The 22,760-nt window shown below is 35.8% G+C and carries 20 protein-coding genes and 1 tRNA gene; 4 read left to right on the plus strand and 17 right to left on the minus strand.

The window, feature by feature from the left end; genetic code table 11:
- Positions 1-34: 34 nt before the first annotated feature.
- Together trmB and EKM00_RS13540 are read right to left on the minus strand one after the other, a co-directional pair.
- On the minus strand, positions 35-712 hold the full coding sequence (trmB, locus tag EKM00_RS13535) for a tRNA (guanosine(46)-N7)-methyltransferase TrmB (RefSeq protein WP_126454320.1): 678 nt from the start codon (positions 710-712) through the stop codon (positions 35-37).
- Positions 713-1,071: 359 nt separating this feature from the next.
- Positions 1,072-1,581: a nuclear transport factor 2 family protein gene (locus EKM00_RS13540; protein ID WP_126516533.1), complete on the minus strand. Its 510-nt coding sequence runs from the start codon at positions 1,579-1,581 to the stop codon at positions 1,072-1,074.
- 504 nt (positions 1,582-2,085) lie between these two features.
- On the opposite strand from EKM00_RS13540, the gene EKM00_RS13545 reads away from it, so the two are divergent.
- Entirely contained in the window at positions 2,086-3,663 is a 1,578-nt protein-coding gene (locus tag EKM00_RS13545) for a L,D-transpeptidase family protein (RefSeq protein WP_126516534.1), read from the plus strand.
- A gap of 190 nt (positions 3,664-3,853) precedes the next feature.
- Here EKM00_RS13545 and EKM00_RS15270 read toward each other — a convergent pair whose 3' ends face one another.
- The 4 genes from EKM00_RS15270 to EKM00_RS13560 form a co-directional block, all read right to left on the minus strand.
- A complete protein-coding gene (locus EKM00_RS15270) occupies positions 3,854-4,078 on the minus strand; it encodes a hypothetical protein (protein WP_233592304.1) in 225 nt (74 codons plus the stop codon).
- Position 4,079: 1 nt separating this feature from the next.
- Positions 4,080-4,679, minus strand: a complete 600-nt coding sequence (locus tag EKM00_RS13550; protein ID WP_233592305.1) for a BRO-N domain-containing protein — start codon at positions 4,677-4,679, stop codon at positions 4,080-4,082.
- 189 nt (positions 4,680-4,868) lie between these two features.
- Positions 4,869-5,186: an HPF/RaiA family ribosome-associated protein gene (locus EKM00_RS13555; protein WP_126454329.1), complete on the minus strand. Its 318-nt coding sequence runs from the start codon at positions 5,184-5,186 to the stop codon at positions 4,869-4,871.
- Between the two features lie 96 nt (positions 5,187-5,282).
- Positions 5,283-5,750 (minus strand): hypothetical protein, encoded by a 468-nt coding sequence (locus tag EKM00_RS13560; protein ID WP_126516535.1) that lies wholly within the window; start codon positions 5,748-5,750, stop codon positions 5,283-5,285.
- Positions 5,751-5,834: 84 nt separating this feature from the next.
- Here EKM00_RS13560 and EKM00_RS13565 point away from each other — a divergent pair, with 84 nt between their 5' ends.
- Complete coding sequence (locus EKM00_RS13565; protein ID WP_126516536.1) at positions 5,835-6,041, plus strand: helix-turn-helix domain-containing protein; 207 nt, start codon at positions 5,835-5,837, stop codon at positions 6,039-6,041.
- Positions 6,034-8,013: a DUF2075 domain-containing protein gene (locus EKM00_RS13570; protein WP_126516537.1), complete on the plus strand. Its 1,980-nt coding sequence runs from the start codon at positions 6,034-6,036 to the stop codon at positions 8,011-8,013. The genes EKM00_RS13565 and EKM00_RS13570 overlap by 8 nt, the downstream gene beginning before the upstream one ends.
- Positions 8,014-8,275: 262 nt before the next feature.
- Here EKM00_RS13570 and EKM00_RS13575 read toward each other — a convergent pair whose 3' ends face one another.
- The 7 genes from EKM00_RS13575 to EKM00_RS13605 form a co-directional block, all read right to left on the minus strand.
- Positions 8,276-10,378 (minus strand): prolyl oligopeptidase family serine peptidase, encoded by a 2,103-nt coding sequence (locus EKM00_RS13575; protein WP_233592306.1) that lies wholly within the window; start codon positions 10,376-10,378, stop codon positions 8,276-8,278.
- A 358-nt stretch (positions 10,379-10,736) separates the two neighbouring features.
- Positions 10,737-11,294 carry a type 1 periplasmic binding fold superfamily protein gene (locus EKM00_RS13580; RefSeq protein WP_126454339.1) on the minus strand — a complete coding sequence of 186 codons (558 nt, stop codon included), beginning with the start codon at positions 11,292-11,294 and terminating at the stop codon, positions 10,737-10,739.
- A 22-nt stretch (positions 11,295-11,316) separates the two neighbouring features.
- Positions 11,317-13,701 carry a TonB-dependent receptor gene (locus tag EKM00_RS13585; protein ID WP_126516539.1) on the minus strand — a complete coding sequence of 795 codons (2,385 nt, stop codon included), beginning with the start codon at positions 13,699-13,701 and terminating at the stop codon, positions 11,317-11,319.
- Positions 13,702-13,775: 74 nt separating this feature from the next.
- On the minus strand, positions 13,776-14,120 hold the full coding sequence (locus EKM00_RS13590; RefSeq protein ID WP_126516540.1) for a hypothetical protein: 345 nt from the start codon (positions 14,118-14,120) through the stop codon (positions 13,776-13,778).
- Positions 14,121-14,276: 156 nt separating this feature from the next.
- Positions 14,277-15,266 carry an aspartate-semialdehyde dehydrogenase gene (locus tag EKM00_RS13595; RefSeq protein WP_126516541.1) on the minus strand — a complete coding sequence of 330 codons (990 nt, stop codon included), beginning with the start codon at positions 15,264-15,266 and terminating at the stop codon, positions 14,277-14,279.
- Between the two features lie 363 nt (positions 15,267-15,629).
- Entirely contained in the window at positions 15,630-16,046 is a 417-nt protein-coding gene (gene mscL, locus EKM00_RS13600; protein WP_126457530.1) for a large conductance mechanosensitive channel protein MscL, read from the minus strand.
- A gap of 92 nt (positions 16,047-16,138) precedes the next feature.
- The gene (locus tag EKM00_RS13605) at positions 16,139-18,580 is read right to left on the minus strand and encodes a bifunctional UDP-N-acetylmuramoyl-tripeptide:D-alanyl-D-alanine ligase/alanine racemase (protein WP_126516542.1); all 2,442 of its coding nucleotides are present in this window, start codon (positions 18,578-18,580) and stop codon (positions 16,139-16,141) included.
- A 223-nt stretch (positions 18,581-18,803) separates the two neighbouring features.
- Here EKM00_RS13605 and EKM00_RS13610 point away from each other — a divergent pair, with 223 nt between their 5' ends.
- Positions 18,804-19,409 carry a hypothetical protein gene (locus EKM00_RS13610; RefSeq protein WP_126516543.1) on the plus strand — a complete coding sequence of 202 codons (606 nt, stop codon included), beginning with the start codon at positions 18,804-18,806 and terminating at the stop codon, positions 19,407-19,409.
- Here EKM00_RS13610 and EKM00_RS13615 read toward each other — a convergent pair.
- The 4 genes from EKM00_RS13615 to EKM00_RS13630 all read right to left on the minus strand — a co-directional run bounded on the left by EKM00_RS13615 (position 19,404) and on the right by EKM00_RS13630 (position 22,755).
- Positions 19,404-20,105 (minus strand): porin family protein, encoded by a 702-nt coding sequence (locus EKM00_RS13615; RefSeq protein ID WP_126516544.1) that lies wholly within the window; start codon positions 20,103-20,105, stop codon positions 19,404-19,406. The two genes, EKM00_RS13610 and EKM00_RS13615, sit on opposite strands and share 6 nt — an antisense overlap.
- 350 nt (positions 20,106-20,455) lie before the next feature.
- Positions 20,456-20,540 (minus strand) — tRNA-Ser (locus EKM00_RS13620).
- Positions 20,541-20,600: 60 nt separating this feature from the next.
- Entirely contained in the window at positions 20,601-21,629 is a 1,029-nt protein-coding gene (locus EKM00_RS13625; RefSeq protein WP_126516545.1) for an asparaginase, read from the minus strand.
- Positions 21,619-22,755, minus strand: a complete 1,137-nt coding sequence (locus tag EKM00_RS13630) for a 1-acyl-sn-glycerol-3-phosphate acyltransferase (protein ID WP_126454361.1) — start codon at positions 22,753-22,755, stop codon at positions 21,619-21,621. The genes EKM00_RS13625 and EKM00_RS13630 overlap by 11 nt, the downstream gene beginning before the upstream one ends.
- Positions 22,756-22,760: the final 5 nt, after the last annotated feature.

The raw sequence follows: 22,760 nt of genomic DNA on the forward strand, positions 1-22,760 counted from the left end.
ACCAGTATTCAAAAAAACAATCCCAAATATAAAACTATTCTTTAATTTTAAATCGAATATACGTAATTGCTTTATTAACTTCCAAATATTGTTTTTCATAAAATGTCTGAAAAGCCGTTACTTCCTCTGGACTTCCTTCATTTACATACACATTATGATTGGCATATAATACTTCATGCCCTTCGCCATGCAGTAAACCTAAGGTATATCCATGCATGAATTCACTGTCTGTTTTAAGGTTCACAACACCGTCTTTTTTAAGTACTTTTTTATACAATTGCAAAAACTCGGAATTTGTCATTCTGTGTTTCGTGCGTTTGTATTTTATTTGGGGATCGGGAAAAGTAATCCAGATTTCGTCTACTTCATTTTCATCAAAAATATGATTGATCAATTCGATCTGAGTTCTAATGAAAGCCACATTATGCAATCCGGTATCCACAGCCGTTTTAGCACCACGCCAGAAACGCGCGCCTTTGATATCAATTCCGATAAAGTTTTTATTGGGATACCTTTCTGCCAGTCCTACTGAATATTCTCCTTTCCCACAGCCTAGTTCCAGCACCAATGGATTTTCATTTTTGAAAAATTCTGTATTCCATTTCCCTTTCAACGGAAATAAATCACCTACTACTTCTTCCCTCGTTGGTTGAAAAACGTTGTTGAATGTCTCGTTTTCCTTGAATCTTTTTAATTTGTTTTTGCTTCCCACTTTTTTAGAATATTTCGGCAAAATTAAGGAAATATATCAGACGGAGCGAACTAGGGACCAAAAAATGAAAAACGTTTTAAAAACAACATTTAATGCACCCTTTAAACTATTATTTAATTAAAGATGGCTTTTAAACAACAGTATATTTTATGAAGAAATTTCAAACTAAGTAATGACTAAAATTTAATGTCATATTTTAATAAAGCACTAAATTTCTTTGCCACAGATTAGCACAGATTAATTCGTTATGTAATTTTAAAAATCTTTTTAATCCTTACAATCTGTGGCAAAAACTCTTTTTAATAATTGCGACAATATATCTTTCTTGCTACTTAAGAATAAAACAAGAGCTAAAAATTTTATTGCTTTGCTTGTAATTTTTTGATCATCGCATCTTCGATAAAAGTTTTAACTTTAATAACTTCACCTGAATTATCATTTGGGATTGTCATAGACAAAACGTATTGCTTTATTTTCCATTCTTGCCCTATTTTGACTAACACCCCTGAGCCGCGACAAATTTTCATTTGAGTATTCAGTAATTCATCAAACCAAGCTATTTTACCCGTTTTGTCATAATGAATATGACGTTCTAAAGCCGTAAAACTCCACGCTTTTCCTTTATCGAAATGTGGTTTTGCATAGGCCTGAAAAGCTGTTTTATTCCAATTCTCTGTTGCATCAGTCCCTATAAAAACTGCATCATCTGACATCAAGCCGAAGTATGCGTTATAATTAGCATCTGCTGCAGCTTTATGCCAAGTATCTAATGTAACATTGATTTCGTTTTTTGAATCGCTTTGTTTTACCATCACACTTTTACAACTAGACACGGTTATTACTATCAAAAAAGCTAGTAGTTTTTTCATTTTATTCGGTATTTATTTATGGTTTTTTATTCCATCTTATTTTTATTTTTCGATCAACAGCTACTGGTCTCCTCGTAGTCCTTTTCAGTTTGAATTACAAGGTAGCATAAAAACATCCGTTATAGCAATGAATCGCTCGAAACTAATTATTCAAACAACTGAAAGTCATTTGAGATCCAAACCACAAAGTCCAAAATACGTAAAGCAATAGCTCTATTTTTTGTAAAGTGGCTGTGTTGATTCATAGAACGCAGCCGAAAGAAATAATTTTTGGATTTTGACAATCCTATTTGATTTCAAATTTAGTTTTAGAAACAAAAAAAATACCGTAACCAATTGATTAAAAGATTATTGAATATAATTTATTTTTAATCTAGACACTTCAATTACAAATCTGATTTCAAACTAAAAAGAACCGCCTAACCCAAGGCGGTATTACACATCTAGTTTTGACGTATTTTTGTATTGTTTAGACAGTAAAATGTAAGATTTAAAGTTACGATTATGAGAAAGTTAAGCACCTCCATACTACTTATTATTTTTGCACTACTATTTACCCTCGTTTCCTGTAAAAAGAAAGATGTAAATGACACTAAAAAGGAAACGAGTTTAAATACCGTTGCAGTTGCTTTTGACAGTACACAAATCAAAACGTTTTTTGAAAAATATCCAAAACTGCAGCCTTACCAAACAGAAGTAGAAAAGTTATACCGCAAGCATCAGTTTCATTACATCTGGTTTGACAAGGATGGCCTCAATGAATTTGCAGGTTTATTATACAACAAAGTGAATAATCTGACGCAGGAAGGAATTGAAACTGCGATTCCGTACAAGGAAAAACTAGATGACATTTATGACAATCCGGAAGACAATCAAAAAGCAAGTATCAATACTGAGTTGTTGAGTTCTGCGTTATACTTCTTTTATGCGGATAAAGTATATGATGGGATCGACACTCAAAAATCGAAGGATTTAGAGTGGTTTTTGCCTCGAAAAAAACAATTGTATGGCGATTATCTGGATTCACTATTGATCAATCCATCGTTAATTCACAAAGACGAAAAAGGCGTATTGAAACAGTATTACCTCCTTAAAGCTGTACTACAGGAATACCGCAAAATAGAAACTAAAGGTGGATGGAAAACCACTGAATTAAACCCAAGTGTAAAATCCTATAAACCCGGAGACAGTGCCACTGCCATTGCGCAAATCAGAACACGTTTGTTTGTCACGGATGATCTTGCCAGAGATTCTAAAAGTGCCGTATATGATGCTGAATTAGCGGCTGGAGTATTGAAATTCAAAAAGAGAAGTGGCAATCTACTGAACAAAACGATACTGCCGGAACACATCCGCTACATGAATGTATCTGTTGCAGACCGCATCAAAACTGTGATGGTCAATATGGAACGCTGCCGATGGATTTCGAATGATATTACCAAATCCAAGGAATTAATCGTGGTGAATATTCCGGCCTATGAACTGACTTTTTTAAGAGATGGGAAACCAGAATTACGCTCCAAGGTTGTCGTAGGAAAAGCCATGCATAAAACCGTAATTTTTAGTGCGCCAATGCAATACATTGTATTCAGACCGTATTGGAACGTGCCGGCAAGTATTCTCAAAAAAGAGATTCTTCCTGCCATTGAAAACAATCCCAATTACTTGGCCGAGCACGACATGGAATGGAAAGACAATTACGTGAGACAAAGACCCGGACCGGAGAACTCCTTGGGATTAGTCAAGTTTTTATTCCCCAATTCGAATGCGATATATTTGCACGATACGCCGGCAAAAAGTTTATTTGGTAAAGAAGACCGCGCGTTCAGCCACGGATGCATACGTGTGGCCAAGCCAAAAGAACTTGCTGCGATGATTATGAAGAACGATAAAAAATGGAATCCTGCTAAAATAGAAACCGCCATGAACGGCGAAGAGGAATACTGGTACACGCTTAAAAACAAAATCCCAGTATACATTGGTTATTTCACCGCTTGGGTTGATGCGGAAGGTGTGGTTCATTTTTATGAAGATGTGTATAAAAGAGACGAAGCTTTAGCAAACTTACTGTTTGATAAGTAAAATTTATTTTGTTTAAATAATCATTAAAACCGCAAATTCGCAAATTAAAACATGCAACACATATCTATTATTTACGAATTTGCGGTCAATATTATTAAAACAGAAACCGAAACACAACAAAAATATCGATTTAAAGTAAATTTGAGACAACTCTAAAGCTAGTTGTTCATCCTGTTTATTGTTTATACTATTATTTTATTTTATTCTTATCTTCTTTTAAAACTTTAGCATTTTGTGAGCTAACAATTTTTTTGCCCGTTTGTGCTTCTATTTGCTTTCTGGTATCGCCGGCAATTTCACCGCCTTTTCGGGCAATTTTTTTATTATCTGCAAAGGTTTTAGGATTGTTTTCTTTGCTAATTTCTGTTGTGGTTGCTTCTGCTAACATATTTAATACCAATTCTAAATTGGTCATATTATCTCTTAGATTTTTCTTTTTTCAAACCTTTTAAATCCCTGTATTGTTTTACCGTGTTCCCACTCCAAGCTTGGGTAATTATATCGGTAAGTGAAGCAAATTGCTGTCCTTTCTTAACACCTCTATTTTCCCATTCATCGGTGAGTTCTTTTCTAACTTCTATGCTTTTTAACCGCTGATTAATCCAGGCTGTGGAGTATCCTAATTTCAAATAATTTTCCATAGCACGATCAATAGCCTTTTCAGGATCTTGACTTTCTTCTATCCGTTCGTAGCCTATTTTAGCTAGCCATTGTTTAAAAGGCTCTGCTTTAGGCGAAGGAATGGATTGGATCAAACGGAATAGTTGCTCCGTATCTGCCACATCCGTTTGTCTCATTTTACCATCATCAGCCATCATTTTCAACTGTCCCATATTATGGGACAGTTCACTTCCTTCATTTTTTAGTTTTGTTTTCAGCGCACTCCAATATTTCCTTGGTCTTGGACTATCCGTCAAAACTTGTATAATATCTACAATCGAAAAAAACCATTTCTCTTGTTCGTTATCCCATGAGGAACGGATTTTTTGGCTTTCAAATAATTTTATGTTTTCCATTAATTTATTCTATAAATTTCATTTTCTCAAATTGCAACTTTTCAACGCTTTTCGGAATTATATTGAAAGTACTAATTTACTGCTAAAATTATTAAAACCACTATCCAAATTTTAAAGAATCTCAACCAAAAAAAAGGACACTATCCTATAGAGACAGTGTCCTTTTTTTGTTTGCCAAATGGCAACTATTTAATGAGTTTTCTTTTTTTCGAAAGTTGTTTCCAACACTTTTTTAATTTTGTCTAAGGCACCATGAAATGCTTTTTCGGTAGTATCAGCATGATTGGTAACCGCTACAGGCTGCATATTTATAGGTCGGGCTTCAATCAAGCATCGTTTGTCGTTGACACCGCTTTTATTATCACTGTTCTCGTCACCAAGGTGTACTTCTAAACGGGTTACTTTATCTTCAAAACGCACCAAAGCCGTTCCCAATTCCTCGGTAATATACGCTTTCAAACGTGCGTGTCCTTCTACATTGTTGTCTGTGTTGATTTGTACTGTCATATTTTTATTAATTTAATGTTGTCTTTCAAATTTACCCATTGCAGTATGAAAAAACGAACCAATTAATAAAACATTGTGAAAAGAAACAGTATTTAATTATTGAAATTTCTCAGGATAAATAATATCGAAATAGTTTCCAAAAGCCTTACAAAGTAATTCTTTATCAAGTTCAAAGAACTCCTTCCTAACATCCCAATCTTTTATATAATCCAAATCTTTTTCACAGATCTCTTCTCCATCAAGCTTTCTTGTTAAAATGTCACTTAGTAAAACATTATTACAAGAATAATATTTTGGATAGTGTTTTTCGACGAACCCCCAATAGTCAAATTCACTTTCATCTTCCTTTTCTTGGTTGTTCTTATCTTCAAATTCATTAATCACTTCAAACTCTAGACGACCCATCGATTCAACGACACCTTTATAGAAAGCATTCCTTTCTGCTTTAGTCTCAAAAACATACTTTTTAAAATTGATACTTTTTTCGAAATCAGAAAACTCCTCATTATTATGATACTTTCTTACATGGTCTTTCCCAAATATTATTTTAGTGTGGTAGCTCATGCGATTTATAATGTTTGTCAAAAATAAACAAAACCGGACTATACTCCGTTGCATTATAGACCACATTTTGTAATATTTGTTAACATGGATATTAAGCAGAAACTCGGTCTAAAAATAAAAGAGCTAAGAAAAGCAAAAGGTCTTTCACAAGAAAAGCTTGCCAACCTTGCAGAAATTGACAGAACCTATTTACCAACTATTGAAAAAGGAGAAAGAAATGTTTCAATTGAAGTAGTTGAAAAATTAGCAAAAGCTCTTGATGTAAAAATTAAAGACTTGTTTGATGAATAGAGCTTACTATTCCAATTTCATTAATGAATTTATTAATGAAAATTCCAAAACTATTTACGGTAAGATTTCTGGACAATATGATTTGAATAAATTGAATATTCTACAATCCAATGCATGGAAAAGTCAAATAGAAATTCTAAAAGAAACAATCTCCATTTTTACTGGGAAAATATATTTTGAATTTACTATTCCTAGAATGGGAAAGAGAGTTGACAATATATTAATCATTGACAACTGCATTTTTGTTTTGGAATTTAAAATTGGATCAAATACCTATGACAAATATGCAACCAACCAAGCTTTTGATTATGGTTTAGATTTGAATAATTTTCACGAAGGAAGTCATAACAAAATAATCATTCCAATTTTAGTCGCGGATAAAGCACCTTCTTTAGAAAATATTTACTGTCCTAGTTTTGATAATTTATATGAAACAATTTATGCAAATTCTAGTAATTTGTCAGAGGTAATTAATGCTGCATTATTACATTTTGAAGATACAGAAACAATTGACATCGAATATTGGGAAAATTCAATTTACAAACCGACTCCGACTATAATTGAAGCAGCAACGGCATTATATAAAAAACACAATGTCAATGAAATTTCAAGAAGTGATTCGGGAGCAGAAAACTTATCAGTAACATCCGAATGTATTTCTCAAATCATTGATTTTTCAAAAGACAACAATAGAAAATCAATTTGTTTTATTACTGGAGTTCCTGGCGCTGGAAAAACTTTAGCAGGATTAAATATCGCCAATCTTCGTTCCAATTATAAAGAGGAAGAACACGCAGTGTTTTTATCAGGAAATGGGCCCTTAGTTGATGTTTTACGTGAAGCTTTAGCCAGAGACAAAGTAAAAACTGCAAAAGAAGAAAATGAAACGATGACAAAATCTTTAGCTTCTTCTCAAGTAAAATCATTTATACAAAATATCCATCATTTTAGAGACGCTTCTATAAAAGATGAAAAAGCACCAATTGAAAAAGTAACCATTTTTGACGAAGCGCAGAGAGCTTGGACAAAAGAACAAGCTTCTAATTTTATGAAACGAAATAAAGGAATTGCTGATTTTGATAAATCAGAACCTGAATTCCTTATTGAAGTTATGGACAGACATAAAGATTGGTGCACAATAGTTTGTTTAATTGGTGGTGGACAAGAAATAAATACTGGCGAAGCTGGACTAGAAGAATGGATTAGACCGTTTTCGGATAAGTTTAATGATTGGGATATCTATTATTCCTCAAAAATAATTGAAGATGAAAATTACATTAAAGACCAAAATGCTTTAACAATTCTACAAAATAGAAAAGCCACAAAAAAAGACGAATTACATCTCTCCATTTCATTAAGATCTTTTAGAAGTGCTCAACTATCAAATTTCATTCAAGAAATTATTAACAATGATATTGATGAAGCTAAAAGTATTTATTATGATTTTATCAAAAAAGATTATCCAATTAAAATAACCAGAGATTTAGACAAAGCCAGAGATTGGTTAAAAAAATCAGCGAAAGGTTCCGAAAGAACTGGAGTTGTGGCTTCATCAGGTGGAATTCGCTTGAGACCTTTTGGATTAAATGTGAAAGCTAAAATTGATGCACCAATTTGGTTTTTGAATGATAAAGATGACATTCGTTCTTCTTACTTTTTAGAAGAAGTTGCAACAGAATTTGACATTCAAGGCCTAGAATTAGATTGGACTTGTGTAGCTTGGGATGGTGATTTATTTTACGATAATAATCAATGGAACTATAGAAAATTCAAAGGCACAAAGTGGCAAAATATAAATAGCAAGGACATTACTAACTATTTAATTAACTCCTACAGAGTATTACTTACAAGAGCAAGACAAGGAATGGTAATCTATATTCCATTCGGTAATAATGAAGATATTACAAGACCAACTTTCATGTATGATGGTACTTTTGATTTTTTCAAATCATTAGGGATCGAAGAAATTTAGCGAGAGCTCTATTCCACAAAAAAACGCTACTCTTTCGAATAGCGTTTTTTGAACTTCTTATAATTTGTGATGTGACTGCTTTTCCGCGTGCCTCGCAACTCCTCATAATGACAATTATCTAAGGAATCGAATGCCCTAGCCCTGATGGGAACGGCATCCTTTTCCTTCCGCCACTTTCGGCGGAGGAAAAGATACAGTGTACAGCAGGAATAAGCTCCTCCCTTCGACTGCGCTCAGGGTAAAATCGGTATCACAATTGTTATTATTCCAATTCTGGCAATAACACCGCTCCCATGTTGTACAACGTGAAGGCCTGAAGATCTACATTTTCCTGGATGGTTGCCGCTACGGATTTTCCGGCGCCGTGTCCTGCATTGATGTCAATACGGATTAGTGTGGGGTTTGTTCCGGTTTGTTTTTCCTGTAATTCAGCAGCAAACTTGAAACTGTGTGCTGGTACTACTCTATCATCGTGATCGCCTGTAGTGACCATGGTTGCTGGATATTGAATCCCTTTTTGTATGTTGTGTACTGGAGAATAGCCTTTGATGTAGCTGAACATTTCCTTACTGTCCTGCGCCGTTCCGTAATCATACGCCCAACCTGCTCCTGCAGTAAAGGTGTGGTAGCGCAACATGTCCATTACGCCCACTGCTGGTAATGCAACTCGCATCAAGTCCGGACGTTGCGTCATGGTAGCTCCCACTAGCAATCCTCCGTTTGACCCACCACGAATGGCAAGATATTGTGAAGATGTATATTTTTGAGCAATCAGATATTCAGCCGCTGCGATGAAATCATCAAATACGTTTTGCTTTTGCATTTTGGTTCCCGCATCATGCCATTTTTTCCCGTACTCGCCACCACCACGTAAATTGGGTACGGCATAAACGCCTCCGTTTTCCATCCAAACGGCATTGGCAATACTGAAACTTGGTGTCAAACTCACGTTAAATCCTCCGTAACCGTAAAGCATTGTTGGATTTGTTCCGTCAAGTTTCAATCCTTTTTTGTGGGTGATAATCATCGGGATTTTGGTTCCGTCTTTGGAAGTGTAAAACACTTGTTTGGACTCGTATTGCTCACTGTTGAAATCTACTTTTGGTTTTTCATACACCGCAGAAGTTCCGGTTGCTGGCTCGAATGAAAAAGTAGAACCCGGAGTAATATAATTCGTAAAGGAATAATACACCGTTTTTTCTTTTTTCTTTCCGGAAAAACCACCGGCAGTTCCTACGCCCGGCAATTTAATTTCACGAACTAGTTTTCCGGAATAATCATATTGTTTCACCACCGAAACGGCATCTTTCATATAATTAGCAAAGAAATACCCGCCACCTGTGGATGGAGACAACACATTCTCCGTCTCAGCAATAAAATCTTTCCAGTTTTCCGGTTTCGGGTTTTTTACGTCTACGGTAACAATGCGTTTGTTGGGCGCATTTAAGTCGGTTTCTATGAATAGTTTTCCGCCTTCGTTTTCAATAATGTTGTTGTCGCTCTTGAAATTATCCACTATAGTCACAATAGGACTGTTTGACTTTGTCAAATCTTTAATGTACAATTCGTTTCCGTAGGTAGAATTAGACGCTGTGATTACTAGATAATGGTCATCTTCCGTAACTCCACCACCTACATAACGGCGCTTTTGGTCGGCACCAAAAATCACTTGATCCTGTTTTTGTGCAGTCCCTAATTTATGGAAATACAGTTTATGCTGGTCAGTTTTTGCTGATAATTCACTTCCTTTTGGTTTGTCGTAACTGGAATAGTAAAATCCTTCATTTCCTCTCCAAGACACACCGCTAAATTTTACATCGACTATAGTATCTTCGATTATTTTTTGGGTAATGGCGTCCATGATAATGACTTTTCTCCAGTCGCTTCCGCCCTCTGAAATAGAATAGGCTACTTTAGAACCGTCTTTAGAGAAATCCAAGCCGCCAAGCGAAGTGGTTCCGTCTGTAGAAAATGTATTGGGATCCAAGAACACGGTTTCAGTTCCTTTGGCGTCTTTTCTGTACAACACTGATTGGTTTTGTAAGCCGTTATTTTTATAGTAATACGTGAAATTTCCTTCTTTAAAAGGCGCACCTATTTTTTCATAATTCCACAGTTTTTCCATTCTTGCTTTCAAGACATTGCGAAACGGGATTTGAGCTAAATACCCGTAGGTCACTTCGTTTTGGGCTTTTACCCAAGCGCCGGTTTCGGCTGATTTGTCATCTTCGAGCCAGCGGTATGGATCCGGAAGTTTAGTATCGAAATACACATCCACGGTTTCCCCTTTACTTGTAGTGGGATAGGTTAGCGGTTTTGGATTTGGGTTTTGGCCGAAAGTCGCCATTGCAGAAGTTACAGCCATTATTAAAAAAGTGTTTTTCATTAGATTCTGTTTTAGGTTGTTACAAAAATAAGAAATTAGTTAGTTTAGTAGTAGTGGGGAAGTCTTAAATAAAACCAAAAAAACGCTACTCTTTCGATTAGGATTTACTTTCAATAAGAAAACCACTGCTTCTTATATGTTGATAAAATTAAACATATAAGTCATGTAAGTTAAAAAAGCTTGATTAATAAATAATTGGTTTTAACGACAATACAACAACTACTTATATGCCTTATATGTTAAATAATTAAATACTTAGGTCATGTAAGTTAAAAACCAAAAAAACGCTACTCTTTCGAATAGCGTTTTTAGAATGGTTGACATCAGAATGAGGTGCTTATTTGACCTGAACTGGGTATGTAATTTGTGCATCTGTTGCACCTCCTGCATTTGCAATGTTACCGGATGCAACACCTTCAGCATTTTTAATTGGCTCATGTCTCAAGATGACCACTATATTTCCTGTTGTTGCTGTAGTACCTGTCTTTAATGTAAAAGTCAACCCAATAGGCTTCCCATTAACATCGGCATCAGTATATGTAAATGCTCCAATGGCTGTTGGTGCCTGAAAGAATAGTTGGTGTTCATCCCCTTCTTCTTTTATTTCCAATGTAATGTCATCAACTGGTGACACGGACTCGTTTTGGAAACTAACAGCCCCTGTATAGGTTGTATTTACCACTAAATCCCCGGACACTGTTATCACTGGCGCGTTTGGTCCGTCGCCGTCAAGATCTCTCGAAATCATCGTAACTGTCTGGCTTCCTGATGTCAGAGTTGTAGTCACCGTTGTGATTACTTCTTCCTCATTTACTGCAATTGGATCATCATTGCTACAAGATGAAAAGATGGATATTGATATTAATGCGATTGCTAGAATTTTTGAATTTTTCATTTTATTGTTTTTTGTTTACTTTTTAATAATTGAATTTTAATTGAATTTGAAAGTTTCTACCCATTTCATCGGCAAAAAAACGTTGCCTGTTAAGATAGTCCCTGTACTTAGTGTTTAAAATATTTTGAATGGAAAACGCAATCGTTGCATTGGTTTTTCCAAAAGTCTTGAAGTTCATTTCCGAATAAAAATGCAACAATTGATACCCTGGAGGAGGTGTACTGATGTCTACCAGAACCGGAGCCAACTCATTATCTACCACAATGTTTGTTGTGAAATTATTGTTAGGAAACTGATTTTGATGCAGTACGATTTCACTTTTTAACTCGAGTTTCAAATCATGCCATTCTCTCTTTGAAAACTGAATTTTGTTACTCAGATTCAAGGGCGGAATATCTATTAAAGACTCCTTGTTTGTGATGTCTTTACCATTGACATAGGCCAAGGTGAAATCATGTTGCCATTGTTTGCTTATTTTCCAATGGGTTTGCACGTCAACTCCTGCCAATCTCGCATTGGTCTGCTGGTATTCCCACACAGGAAAAGCACCGCGAATGGTCGTCTCAAAACCAACAGGACGCAAAAACATAAAATTATGGATACTATTGATAAAAGGATTCACCTCAACCGAAAAAGCAGTCCATTTTTTCTGTAATGTTGTCGATAGTTTGATTGCCTGTTCTTTGTCTAACGCTAAATCGCCTAACTCAATAACCCCGGTGGAATGATGCAAACCGTCACTAAAAAACTCGGATGGATTTGGGTTTCTTGTAGCAAGACTGATATTGGCATACCAATCCAGGTCTGCCTCAAATTCCTTGTGAAACCCTGCACTGGCTGAAATATTATGAAAAGTAAAACTAGGCTTTGTCAACCATTGATTGCCTTGTTCTCCCACTATAAAATTATCAAATTCAGGAGTGTAGCCTCTTTCCTCCCATCGTGATTTCAAATAAAACTTGGTGGCATCCACACGGGAAAAATCATAACGCATTCCTGCATCCACAGAAAAGCTATCGGAAAAATCATAAGTAGCTATTCCATAAGTTCCAAATTCGATTCGGTCGAAATTAGGAATCAGCGGCTTTATTCCTGTAGCCGGATTTGCAAAATTATTCTGAATAGACGTATTGAATCCAGTTTTAAAGCTCCAGTCATGAAAAGCTTTCTTATAATCAACATTAACGGCATGCGTAGTCAAATCCAAGTCTAAAGCGGCTACATCATTAAAATCTCCCCTGCGCACATCAAACTCCAATCTTTTATTAAACTGAAAAGAGTACTGTACCGCTAAAGAGGCCGTTTCATCGAAATAGTAATTGTAGTTCATTTTAGCCAAATGATGCTGCACTTTTTGCTTTGGATTTTTGATGGTGTACGTGAAATCATTTACAACCGAAGGAATTTTATTGGTAATGGAATTGTACAAATCGTTTACATTACCCGTATGTGATGCGCTTAAAATACCAATAGTCGTATTGTAAAAACTGTAGTACCCGGAAATATCATATTTTTTTCCTGTAAATTTTACATCGCCGGAAAAATTAGCTTCCCGATTCCCAGAATTAGACAACACATAATCCGGTGCTTCTCTGTCGCCTGAATACTTGAATGTTCCCAGTGCATTCCAACTCCATCCTTTATCATTTCCTTTGTGCAGACTCGAACTAATAGAACCGCCCCTGCCATTAGACGCCAAATTCAGAATAGTTTTGCCAAACAGCGTATCTTTTTTGACTGAAACTGGCTCTATAACCACTAAACCACCGACGGCATCACCGCCAAATTGAAGTCCAGAAGCCCCTTTGATCACCGTGATTTTCCCTGCAGCGTTTATATCAAAATTAGGCGCATGTTCCGTTCCCCATTCTTGGTCTTCCATGCGGACATTGTTATTGATTACCGGAACTCTACTTCCAAACAAACCATTAATAACTGGTTTCACCACAGAACTTCCTGTCTTTAGACTGGAAACACCTACTATTTCTTTCAAAATATCTCCAAGCGTCTGATTGCTGAATTTTTCAATCGTTTCCGTTTTGATCTTTTGTTCCAAAATCGATTTATTCAGCGTATTGGCTTTTTGTCTGATGACTACTTCCTGCAGTTGGGCAGTGTTTTGTTTTAGAGAAAATTTCAAAATTTGGTCACCCGCTAAATTTACCAGCGTATCAACAGACTGAAAACCAACATATGACACAAATACCTTGACGGTCCCGGAAGGCAATCTCTTTATAAGATAATTACCGGAAACATCCGAAGATACCGTTTTTGTCCCAATGTGTACGTGGCTCCCGGAAAGCGGCATGCCCTCCTGAGTAGTAATTTTTCCACTAACTGTATTTTGCGAAAAACCTACGGTGCAAAACAAACAGAAGCAGAAAACAATATAAATTTTTGTTTGCATTTTCCTCGTTCAAAATATATAAACATATGAATCACTTCCAATATTTGAAATGATGTATTGATGTGGATATTATTTTAAACCTGAGGAGGAGCTCGAAGCGCAAAAAGGCTTCCTTTAAAGAATTGTGTAATTTGTTTTGAGATAGCCGAAGAATTACTTGAATTCATCTCTATTTTATATAACTCAAAAGACTTTACATCCGAAGATGTGAAACTGCTAATTGTAAAATTACATAAATAACAGCTGTCAAATTTATGATGTTGATGTGTAATTTCTGCGACAGAAGTATATTTATGCTCACATTTTTTTTCAGAAAATTGCTTTACTATATGCTCATAACTATGCAGGGATTGAATCAGTATTGAAAACAATACCGCAATCATTAATACAAGGTTTACTATAGAAAATTTCTTTTTCATGTACGGCAAATATAGGCATCCTAATATAAAAATCCATTTGTTTTTCACAAAATATAGCTTTTGTTGAAACAAATGGATTTAAAATTGACTTACCATAAACATTTTTCTCATCCTCGAACAGGAGAAAACTAGTCGCTATCTTGGATCTAAAAAGTATTATACCAATTTAGCTGTTATCAAATATTCAGCAATCTGGATGGTATTTGTCGCTGCTCCTTTTCTCAAGTTGTCCGCAACAATCCACATATTCAAAGTGTTTTCCTGGCTTTCGTCCCGTCGAATTCTACCTACAAAAACATCGTCTTTTCCTTGAGCATACATGGGCATTGGATACGTGTAGGTATCGTTATTATCTTGAACCACCACACCATCGGTATGATGCAAAATGTTTCGTACTTCGTTTACATCAAAATCGTTCGTGAATTCTACGTTTACCGCTTCACTGTGTCCGCCTACAATTGGCACCCGTACCGCAGTCGCTGTAACAGCAATTGTATTATCGCTTAATATTTTTTTGGTTTCACGTACCAATTTCATCTCTTCTTTCGTATACCCATTTTCTTCAAAAGAATCACATTGTGGAATCGCATTTCTGTGAATTGGGTATTTATACGCCATTTCACCCTGAACGCCTGCGTATTCATTTTCCAATTGTTGCACTGCTTTTACGCCTGTTCCAGTGATGGATTGGTAGGTAGAAACAATGACCCGTTTGATGTTGTATTTTCTGTGCAACGGAGCCAGAACCAATACCATTTGAATGGTAGAGCAATTTGGATTTGCAATGATTTTATCTGCGGCGGTCAATTCTGTTGCATTGATTTCCGGAACGATTAATTTTTTAGTCGGATCCATTCGCCAAGCCGATGAATTATCGATAACGGTTGTTCCTGCTGCTGCAAATTTTGGAGCCCACTCCAGTGAAGTGTCGCCTCCTGCAGAAAACAAAGCAATATCTGCTTTCATATCTACTGCAGTTTGCATGCCTACCACTTTATATTTTTTGCCCTTGTATTCAATTTCTTTACCCACTGAGCGCTGTGAAGCAACGGGAATTAACTCGGTTACAGGGAAATTTCTTTCTGCCAAAACTTTCAACATTACTTCGCCAACCATTCCGGTAGCTCCTACAACTGCTATTCTCATAGTATATTTTTAGTATTACTTCGTCCGTTCGCCTTTCAGGCTCGGGTGAATATTAAATTTGAAGTACAAAAGTAAGTAATATTGAAATCAAAACAAGGAGGTTAACAAAAAATAACAAAATGTTATATTTTCAACAAATTAAAAGGCAACCTCAAATTTCCCATTAAAAAATCTGCTCTTTTTTAATCGCAAACCTATAAATAGTATTTTAAACCATTAAGAGATTAAGAAAACTAAGTTGTAAAGTATTTCTCCCGGCACCTTATTATGTTAAGGATGAAAATCATCTTGTTTTATATAACCTTTTGAATAAAGAAAAAAAGGTCTCTTTTCCAAAGCGGTTTAGCTATACTGTAGTCGAAATTACTTTTTCAATAAATCTCTAATCTCAGTCAGCAATTGTTCTTGTGTTGGTCCAGCTGGAGCAGCGACGGCAACAACTTCCTTTTTCTTGGCCTTTTCAGCAGCTCTTAAAACTACAAAAATAAAGAATGCAATTATTATGAAGTTGATAATGGCTTGGACCAAATTACCGTAGGTAATCACGGCGGCACCTGCAGCTTTTGCAGCAGCCAGGGTTTCGTAACTATTTCCGTCTAAGGTGATGAATTTTTGGGTAAAATCAATTCCTCCGGTTAACAAACCAACAACTGGCATTATGACATCATCAACAGCTGAGCCTACAATTTTGCCAAATGCTCCAGCAATAACAACCGCAGTTGCTAAACTTAAAACGTCTCCCTTCATCAAAGAGGCTTTGAAATCACTAAAAAATCCCATAATTTATTTTTTTAGGTTAAAATTTACTTCTGACAAACGAATTTAATAAAAATTTTAAAAGTAGTAACAGTCCTTTCTTCTAAATTTAATCGCTACCTATAAAACACGCGTTTCACCCGTTGCGAAATACTGGTCAAAATTTCATAGGGAATTGTATTTAATTTCTGGGCTATAAAAGAAACCGTTGGATTTTCGCCAAAAATAAGTATTGAATCACCTTCTTTGCATTCAACGCCGGTGACATCAACCATCAGCATGTCCATACAAATACTCCCAACGATATAGGCTTTGGTATTTTTTATCATAACAAATCCCAAACCATCTCCCCAGCCTCTGGAAATCCCATCAGCATATCCTATGGGAATTGTAGCAATTTTTGTTGGTTTTTCGGCTACAAATCGGCGGCCATAGCCTACGCTTTCTCCAGCAGCAATCGTTCTTATTTGTGAGATCACGGATTTTAGTGTCCCCACATTTTCGAGTTGCTTTTGTTCTTGGGCATCATTTGAAACTCCATAAAGACCAATTCCCAGCCGAACCATATCGTATTGCGAATCCATAAAATTACTTATCCCAGAGGTGTTCAGGATGTGACGCAAGGGTTTTATTTGCAATTCAGACATCAATTTAGAGGATACTTTCTCGAACAAATTAATTTGGGAATGAGCAAAATCCATGTGTTCAAGATCATCGCTCGTAGCCAAGTGTGATAAAATACTTTTTATTTGCACGGTACTGTTTCCTCTTAGCGCAGCTATCAGTTCATCGAGGGTATTTTCTTCAAAGCCCAATCGATGCATGCCGGTATCGAATTTAATATGAATTGGAAAATGCTTTAAATTTTTTTGTTTTGCTATCTTCAAGAACGCATATAAACCTTTTAAACAGTAAATTTCCGGTTCCAACTGATGTTGAATAATAGCCGAAAAACTAGTATTCTCTGGATTAAGGACCATAATAGGCAAATTAATACCCCCATTTTTCAATGAAATTCCTTCATCGGCAAAAGCCACACCCAAATAATCTACTTTATGATGTTCCAGTAATTTAGCAATTTCGAGTCCGCCGTTTCCGTACCCGAATGCTTTTACCATAACCATAATTTTTACTTTTGGTAGCAACTTTGATTTAAAAAAATTCAGGTTGTAACTAATAGCATTCAGATTGATTTCCAGGACCGTTTCATGTGTCTTCTCCTCTAATAAGTACACAATTTCTTCAAACTGGAACGATCTCGCCCCTTTTATCAAAATGGTTTCATTACCAAAGTCCAAGTTTTCAAAATCAGCGACAAATGCAGCCGTGTTTTGGAAAGTACTGCAGTTAGCAAACTTGTTTTTAAATGCTGAAATGGTTTCGCCAATACCAATTACCCGTGTAATCCGGTTGGAAACAATTAGCTCAGCCACCTTCGCGTACAACACATCGTTCGGCAAACCGCTTTGAAAAATATCAGATAGAATGACTGTTTTCTTTTTATACTGTTTTTGACTTTCAAGAAAATCCAACGCAATTTTTAAGGATTGAAAATCAGAACTGTAACTGTCATCAATAATACTGCTATTGTTGATTCCGTTTTTGACTTTTAATCGCATCTCTACCGGATACAACAACTCCATGCGGTTTTGAATCGTTCTGTTATCGTATTTAAAATACAACAAAACCATCAAACAGGAAATTGCATTTTCTATCGATGCCTCATCCTGAAATGGTATTTTTATGTCAAACTTATTGTTGTTTTGTAACACCGTCAAAACGGTCTTGTCTAAAACTCCCTTTTTAGTAATCAGAACCGAAGCCTTAGCATCGCTATAACTCCAGCAAAAAACGGTAGTATCGGGACGGATCAACGAATCAATTGTTGGATTTTTATGATAAATAATGACTTGGACATCCTGGAAAAGTTTCAATTTTTCTTTGATTTTGTCACTGATATCAGCAAAACCTTCGTCATGTGCCGTCCCTATATTCGTGAGAATTCCAATCGTAGGTTTAATGATTTTTTCGAGTTTTTCCATTTCTGAAACCGTAGAAATACCGGCTTCAAAAATTCCTAAATTGTGTTTTTCATTTATCGCAATCACAGACAGCGGAACACCAATTTGAGAGTTGTAACTCTTTGGACTTCGGATAACGTTATAATCCGGACTTAATAAAAAATTAAGCCATTCTTTGACTATCGTTTTACCGTTACTTCCCGTAAGCCCAATGACAGGAAAATCAAAGAGACTGCGATATGCTGCGGCAAATTGTTGCAAAGCCAACAAGGTATTGGTCACTACATAAAAATTAGCTTTCCCTTCACAATCTTCAGGAATATGGGTAACTACAAAATTCTGGACGCCACTTGCAATTAAATTTTTGAGATAAAGGTGCGCATCCGTATTGGCTCCAACCAGTGCAAAAAACAGCGTTTTCGAGCCATTTTGCAAAGAACGACTGTCTATAGAAATAGAATCAATAGCCATCGTACTGCTGGTTCCAATAAACTTTGCGGGGATATTTTGTATGCTATTTAGAATTTTTTTGCTCATAGAATAAAAAAAAGATTGAGGTGAATTTCTTTTTTGAAAATGATACTTTCAACAGGCTGTTTATTTGCAAAACTTCCTCAAAAATAGCACTTCTTTTCAAAACGAAGCGACAGATATACGATAATTATAAGCAATTTCGTTTATTAAAAACAAGAAACTCTTTTGATATGCTTTACTAATTTTGACAGATTACCTATATTTGTTTGATACAAAATCAAAACTATTGAAAAAAACCCTTCCCCTTTTCTCTTATATTTTCCATCCGATATTCATTCCGGCAATGGCAACATTGTTCTTCCTTTTTTTTAATAGATCTGATTTTGTGAGTCAAGAAAAGATATTCATTTTTTTTCAGGTGTTGATTGTGACGGTGTTAATTCCTGTTTTGGCCTTTTTTCTCTTACGCGCTACAGGAAATATAGATTCCATAATGGTTTCTAAAATATCCCAGCGTAAAATACCCTTAATACTTCATTGTTTCTTGATCATCTTATTAGTTCGAAAAAGTATCACTATTGATTCCTATCCAGAGTTGCATTTTTTTTTATTGGGGGGACTCATGAGTTCATTATTAGCTCTAATCCTATTGTTTTTGCAGATAAAAGCAAGCCTGCACATGATAGCCATCAGCTCTTTGACCGTATTTATCATTGGATTAAGCCTGCACCTTCATATTCAAAACATTTTTACCATTGCATTACTACTACTGTTGAATGGCGTGGTCGCGACTTCCAGACTGGAAATGAAAGCGCATACCATTAAAGAACTTCTTTTAGGTTTTGTTCTGGGAATTATTCCACAATTGCTTCTATTGGTTTTATGGCTATAAAATATAAAATACTATGCCAATATTTAATGCTTTCATGGTAATTGACTTGTCTTCTATTTTTGCCGATTTGAATATTGAATTTAAACCATAATAGGCATACAAATTAATTGTATTGTATCCTGCAGAGACATAAGCCCCGTATTGTAATTTATTAAAATTTTTATTTCCTGTAACCACCACTTTGCCTTGAGCACTATCAAAAACGGACTTGTCGTAGAGCAAATAACTAAACTTTATTCCTGTATAAATGCGCCAAAATTTATGGCTTTCATAAGTAGAGGTTCGCCATCTAAACTCAACAGGAACATCAACTGAAAGTAGGGAAAACTTATTTTTATTATAATCCCTATTGGCATCAATCAGGGCATAAACTGGCATACCGTCTGTTGCAGAAATGGCTATGTTTTGATTGTAATTATTATATGTAAATCCAATACCGGAAGCTATTGCAACGGTTCTCTTTTTATTTAAAGGCATATCCCGCAAAAAACCACCTGACAAACCCGACGAAAATTTGCTTTGTGACAACCCCGAAGGGCCGTCCGTCAATATATTGTAAGTGATCCCAAAATAGAACTGATCCTCACGATACAAGGAATCCACTTTCATAATTAGAGTATCTTGTGATGGTGTATTTTCCTGAGAAAAAACAGTAGCAACCATTAGCAGCAGAAAACAACTAAGAAAAATTCGCATAATTTTTTGGTTTTAAATCGCTCAATGATTCTATCAAACACCCTTGGCTTCCAATTCTCATTAAAACGATACAAATATACCCTTTTGATCGTTTTGTGATAAATAACAACCACAAATAATCCTTTTTAAGACCTTTAAAGATAAAAACGCTCTAAGTTTTTGCAGCCACGGAATTCTATTTGACAGAAAGGACTGAACTACCCTTGTTGACCTAAAGGAAGGACGGCTCACAAAAAATTAATACTGGTATTGCCTGCTGATTTTTTTTTGTTTACTCTCTTGACAAACTAAAAAATTGACCACGCCCTAAAACAAAAAATGCTCCCCTTTTAGGAAGCATTATTTCATCGCAGAGAGGAAGGGATTCGAACCCTCGATATGTTGCCATATACACGCTTTCCAAGCGTGCGCCTTCAGCCACTCGGCCACCTCTCTATTTTATTACGGCTGCAAAGAACACGAAAAAAAACGAGTTAGAAAAGTAAAATCTGAATATTATGTCATTTCTCCTCGTAAAGAAGTTTCAAAAATAGTTTTGAAGTCTTTTGGGGCTATTTTTTTGCTCAATAAATACATCAATTTTGTGATTCCCGCCTCGGTGGTGATGTCTTTTCCGGAAATCACACCAATTTCTTTCAGTCCGGTACTGGTTTCGTATTGCCCCATACTGACACTCCCGCCAGAACATTGGGTAACGTTAACAATATGTAACCCGCCGGCAATCGCTTTTTTCAAGAGGTTTAAAAACCAATCCTCTGTAGGTGCATTCCCAGCTCCGTAGGTTTCTAAAACAACACCTTTAAGATTCGGAATATTTAAAATAGCCGATAAAACTGCTTCACTGATTCCAGGAAACATCTTTATAATGGCAACATTATTGTCTAAATTTTTATGCACTTTGAATTCCTCCGTTCCTTTTTTAGGCAAAAACAATTCAGGATTCAACTTTAAATGCACCCCAGACTCCACCAATTCCGGATAATTTGGAGACGTAAATGCTTTAAAATGTTCTGCATTAATCTTTGTAGTTCTATTGCCTCGGTATAATTTGTATTCAAAATAAAGACACACTTCACTGATAACAGGCTGATTATTATTTTGCAGAGACGCTATTTGAATGGCTGTAATCAGGTTTTCTTTAGCGTCGGTACGCAAATCCCCAATAGGCAGTTGGGAACCTGTAAAAACGACTGGTTTTGCCAAATTCTCAAGCATAAAACTCAGCGCTGAAGCAGAATACGACATAGTATCGGATCCATGAAGCACAACAAATCCATCAAATGAAGTATAATTATCTGCAATAATTATAGCCATTTTTGCCCATTTTTCAGGATTCATGTTCGAGGAATCTATAGGATTTTCAAAAGAAACAGTTTCGATCTCACAATCCAATTGTTTCAATTCTGGAATTCGCTGTAACAATTTACTAAAATTGAATGCCTTGAGGGCTCCTGTTTCAAAATCTTTTCGCATACCAATGGTTCCTCCGGTATATATTAAAAGTATTTTGGCTTTATACAACATCGTGGTATTTTAATTTATTCACAACTGGATTTGCATACATCGCCAAAAAACTTTCAAGAGCCACTGGATTGTCATGATCAATTCGCATTTCCAGTCTGCGCTCGAACAATGATTTTTCATTTTCAGTATACAAATGGGAATATCTATTAGTTTTATTTACAATATCAAAAGCAATAAAATTCGTTGGCCATAATTTGTAATTACTCAATATGGCATTGTCAATTACTTGTGCCAAAGCTACTATTTGCTTATTTGAGTTCTCGTTTTCTGTAATAATGGCATCAATTTCAATATCTAAAACTTTCCCAACATGAATGTGTATTCTCTTCTTTTGCCCTAGAGCACCACTAAGAATCGTCATGAAATCTTCATTCTTTTCCTTGACATACACCTCATTATTGGCTTCAGCCATCAATTGTGGCATTTTCAGAGCATCAGTAGGATCATACTCGTACGAAATAGAAACGGGTACAATTTTAATTTTCTTGAAATAATCCATTAAATTCTTTTCATCCGACCCCATACCCACCATTTTCAAAACACCCGGATTGGTCTCATCCTTGCCGTCTTTCGTTCTTCCTTCTCGCTGTGCTATCCATACAGAACGGTTTTCATGAAGCAATAAATTCCCTATATATTCCGACAATAGTTTTGAACTCTGCAGCATTTCTCTTGGAGTCAATCCCCGTTGTACTAAAAAATTACGGTTTAGTTTTGCCAAGGTATTCAGAAACGATTTTTTTACTAAATTATCCCCAATCGCTGAGGCTGTCATCACTAACCCATGTTCAAATAAAGCTGTGTTTAATAACGTAGTATCCAAAAGGATGTCCCGATGATTTGAGACAAACAAATAAGAAGTGTTTTTCTTTAACTTTTCAAAACCGGAAGTGGTCATTCCTTCGGAACTTTTCTCTAGTATTCTTTGAACCGATTGGTATATAAAATTACATTGAAAATCCCGAATGGAATGCGTTTTCCTGAGTTGTCCTTTCCAAACTTCGTCAGCAACACCCGGAAAAGTAAAGCTCATCAATGCTTTCATCATTGGGTGATTAATCACATCTTGAAGTGCTTCGTTTATTTCGGAATCATAAAATGGCCGAATAGCGTCAAATTTCTGCATTGTTG

It is taken from the genome of Flavobacterium sp. RSP15, assembly GCF_003968755.1.
Lineage (GTDB): Bacteria > Bacteroidota > Bacteroidia > Flavobacteriales > Flavobacteriaceae > Flavobacterium.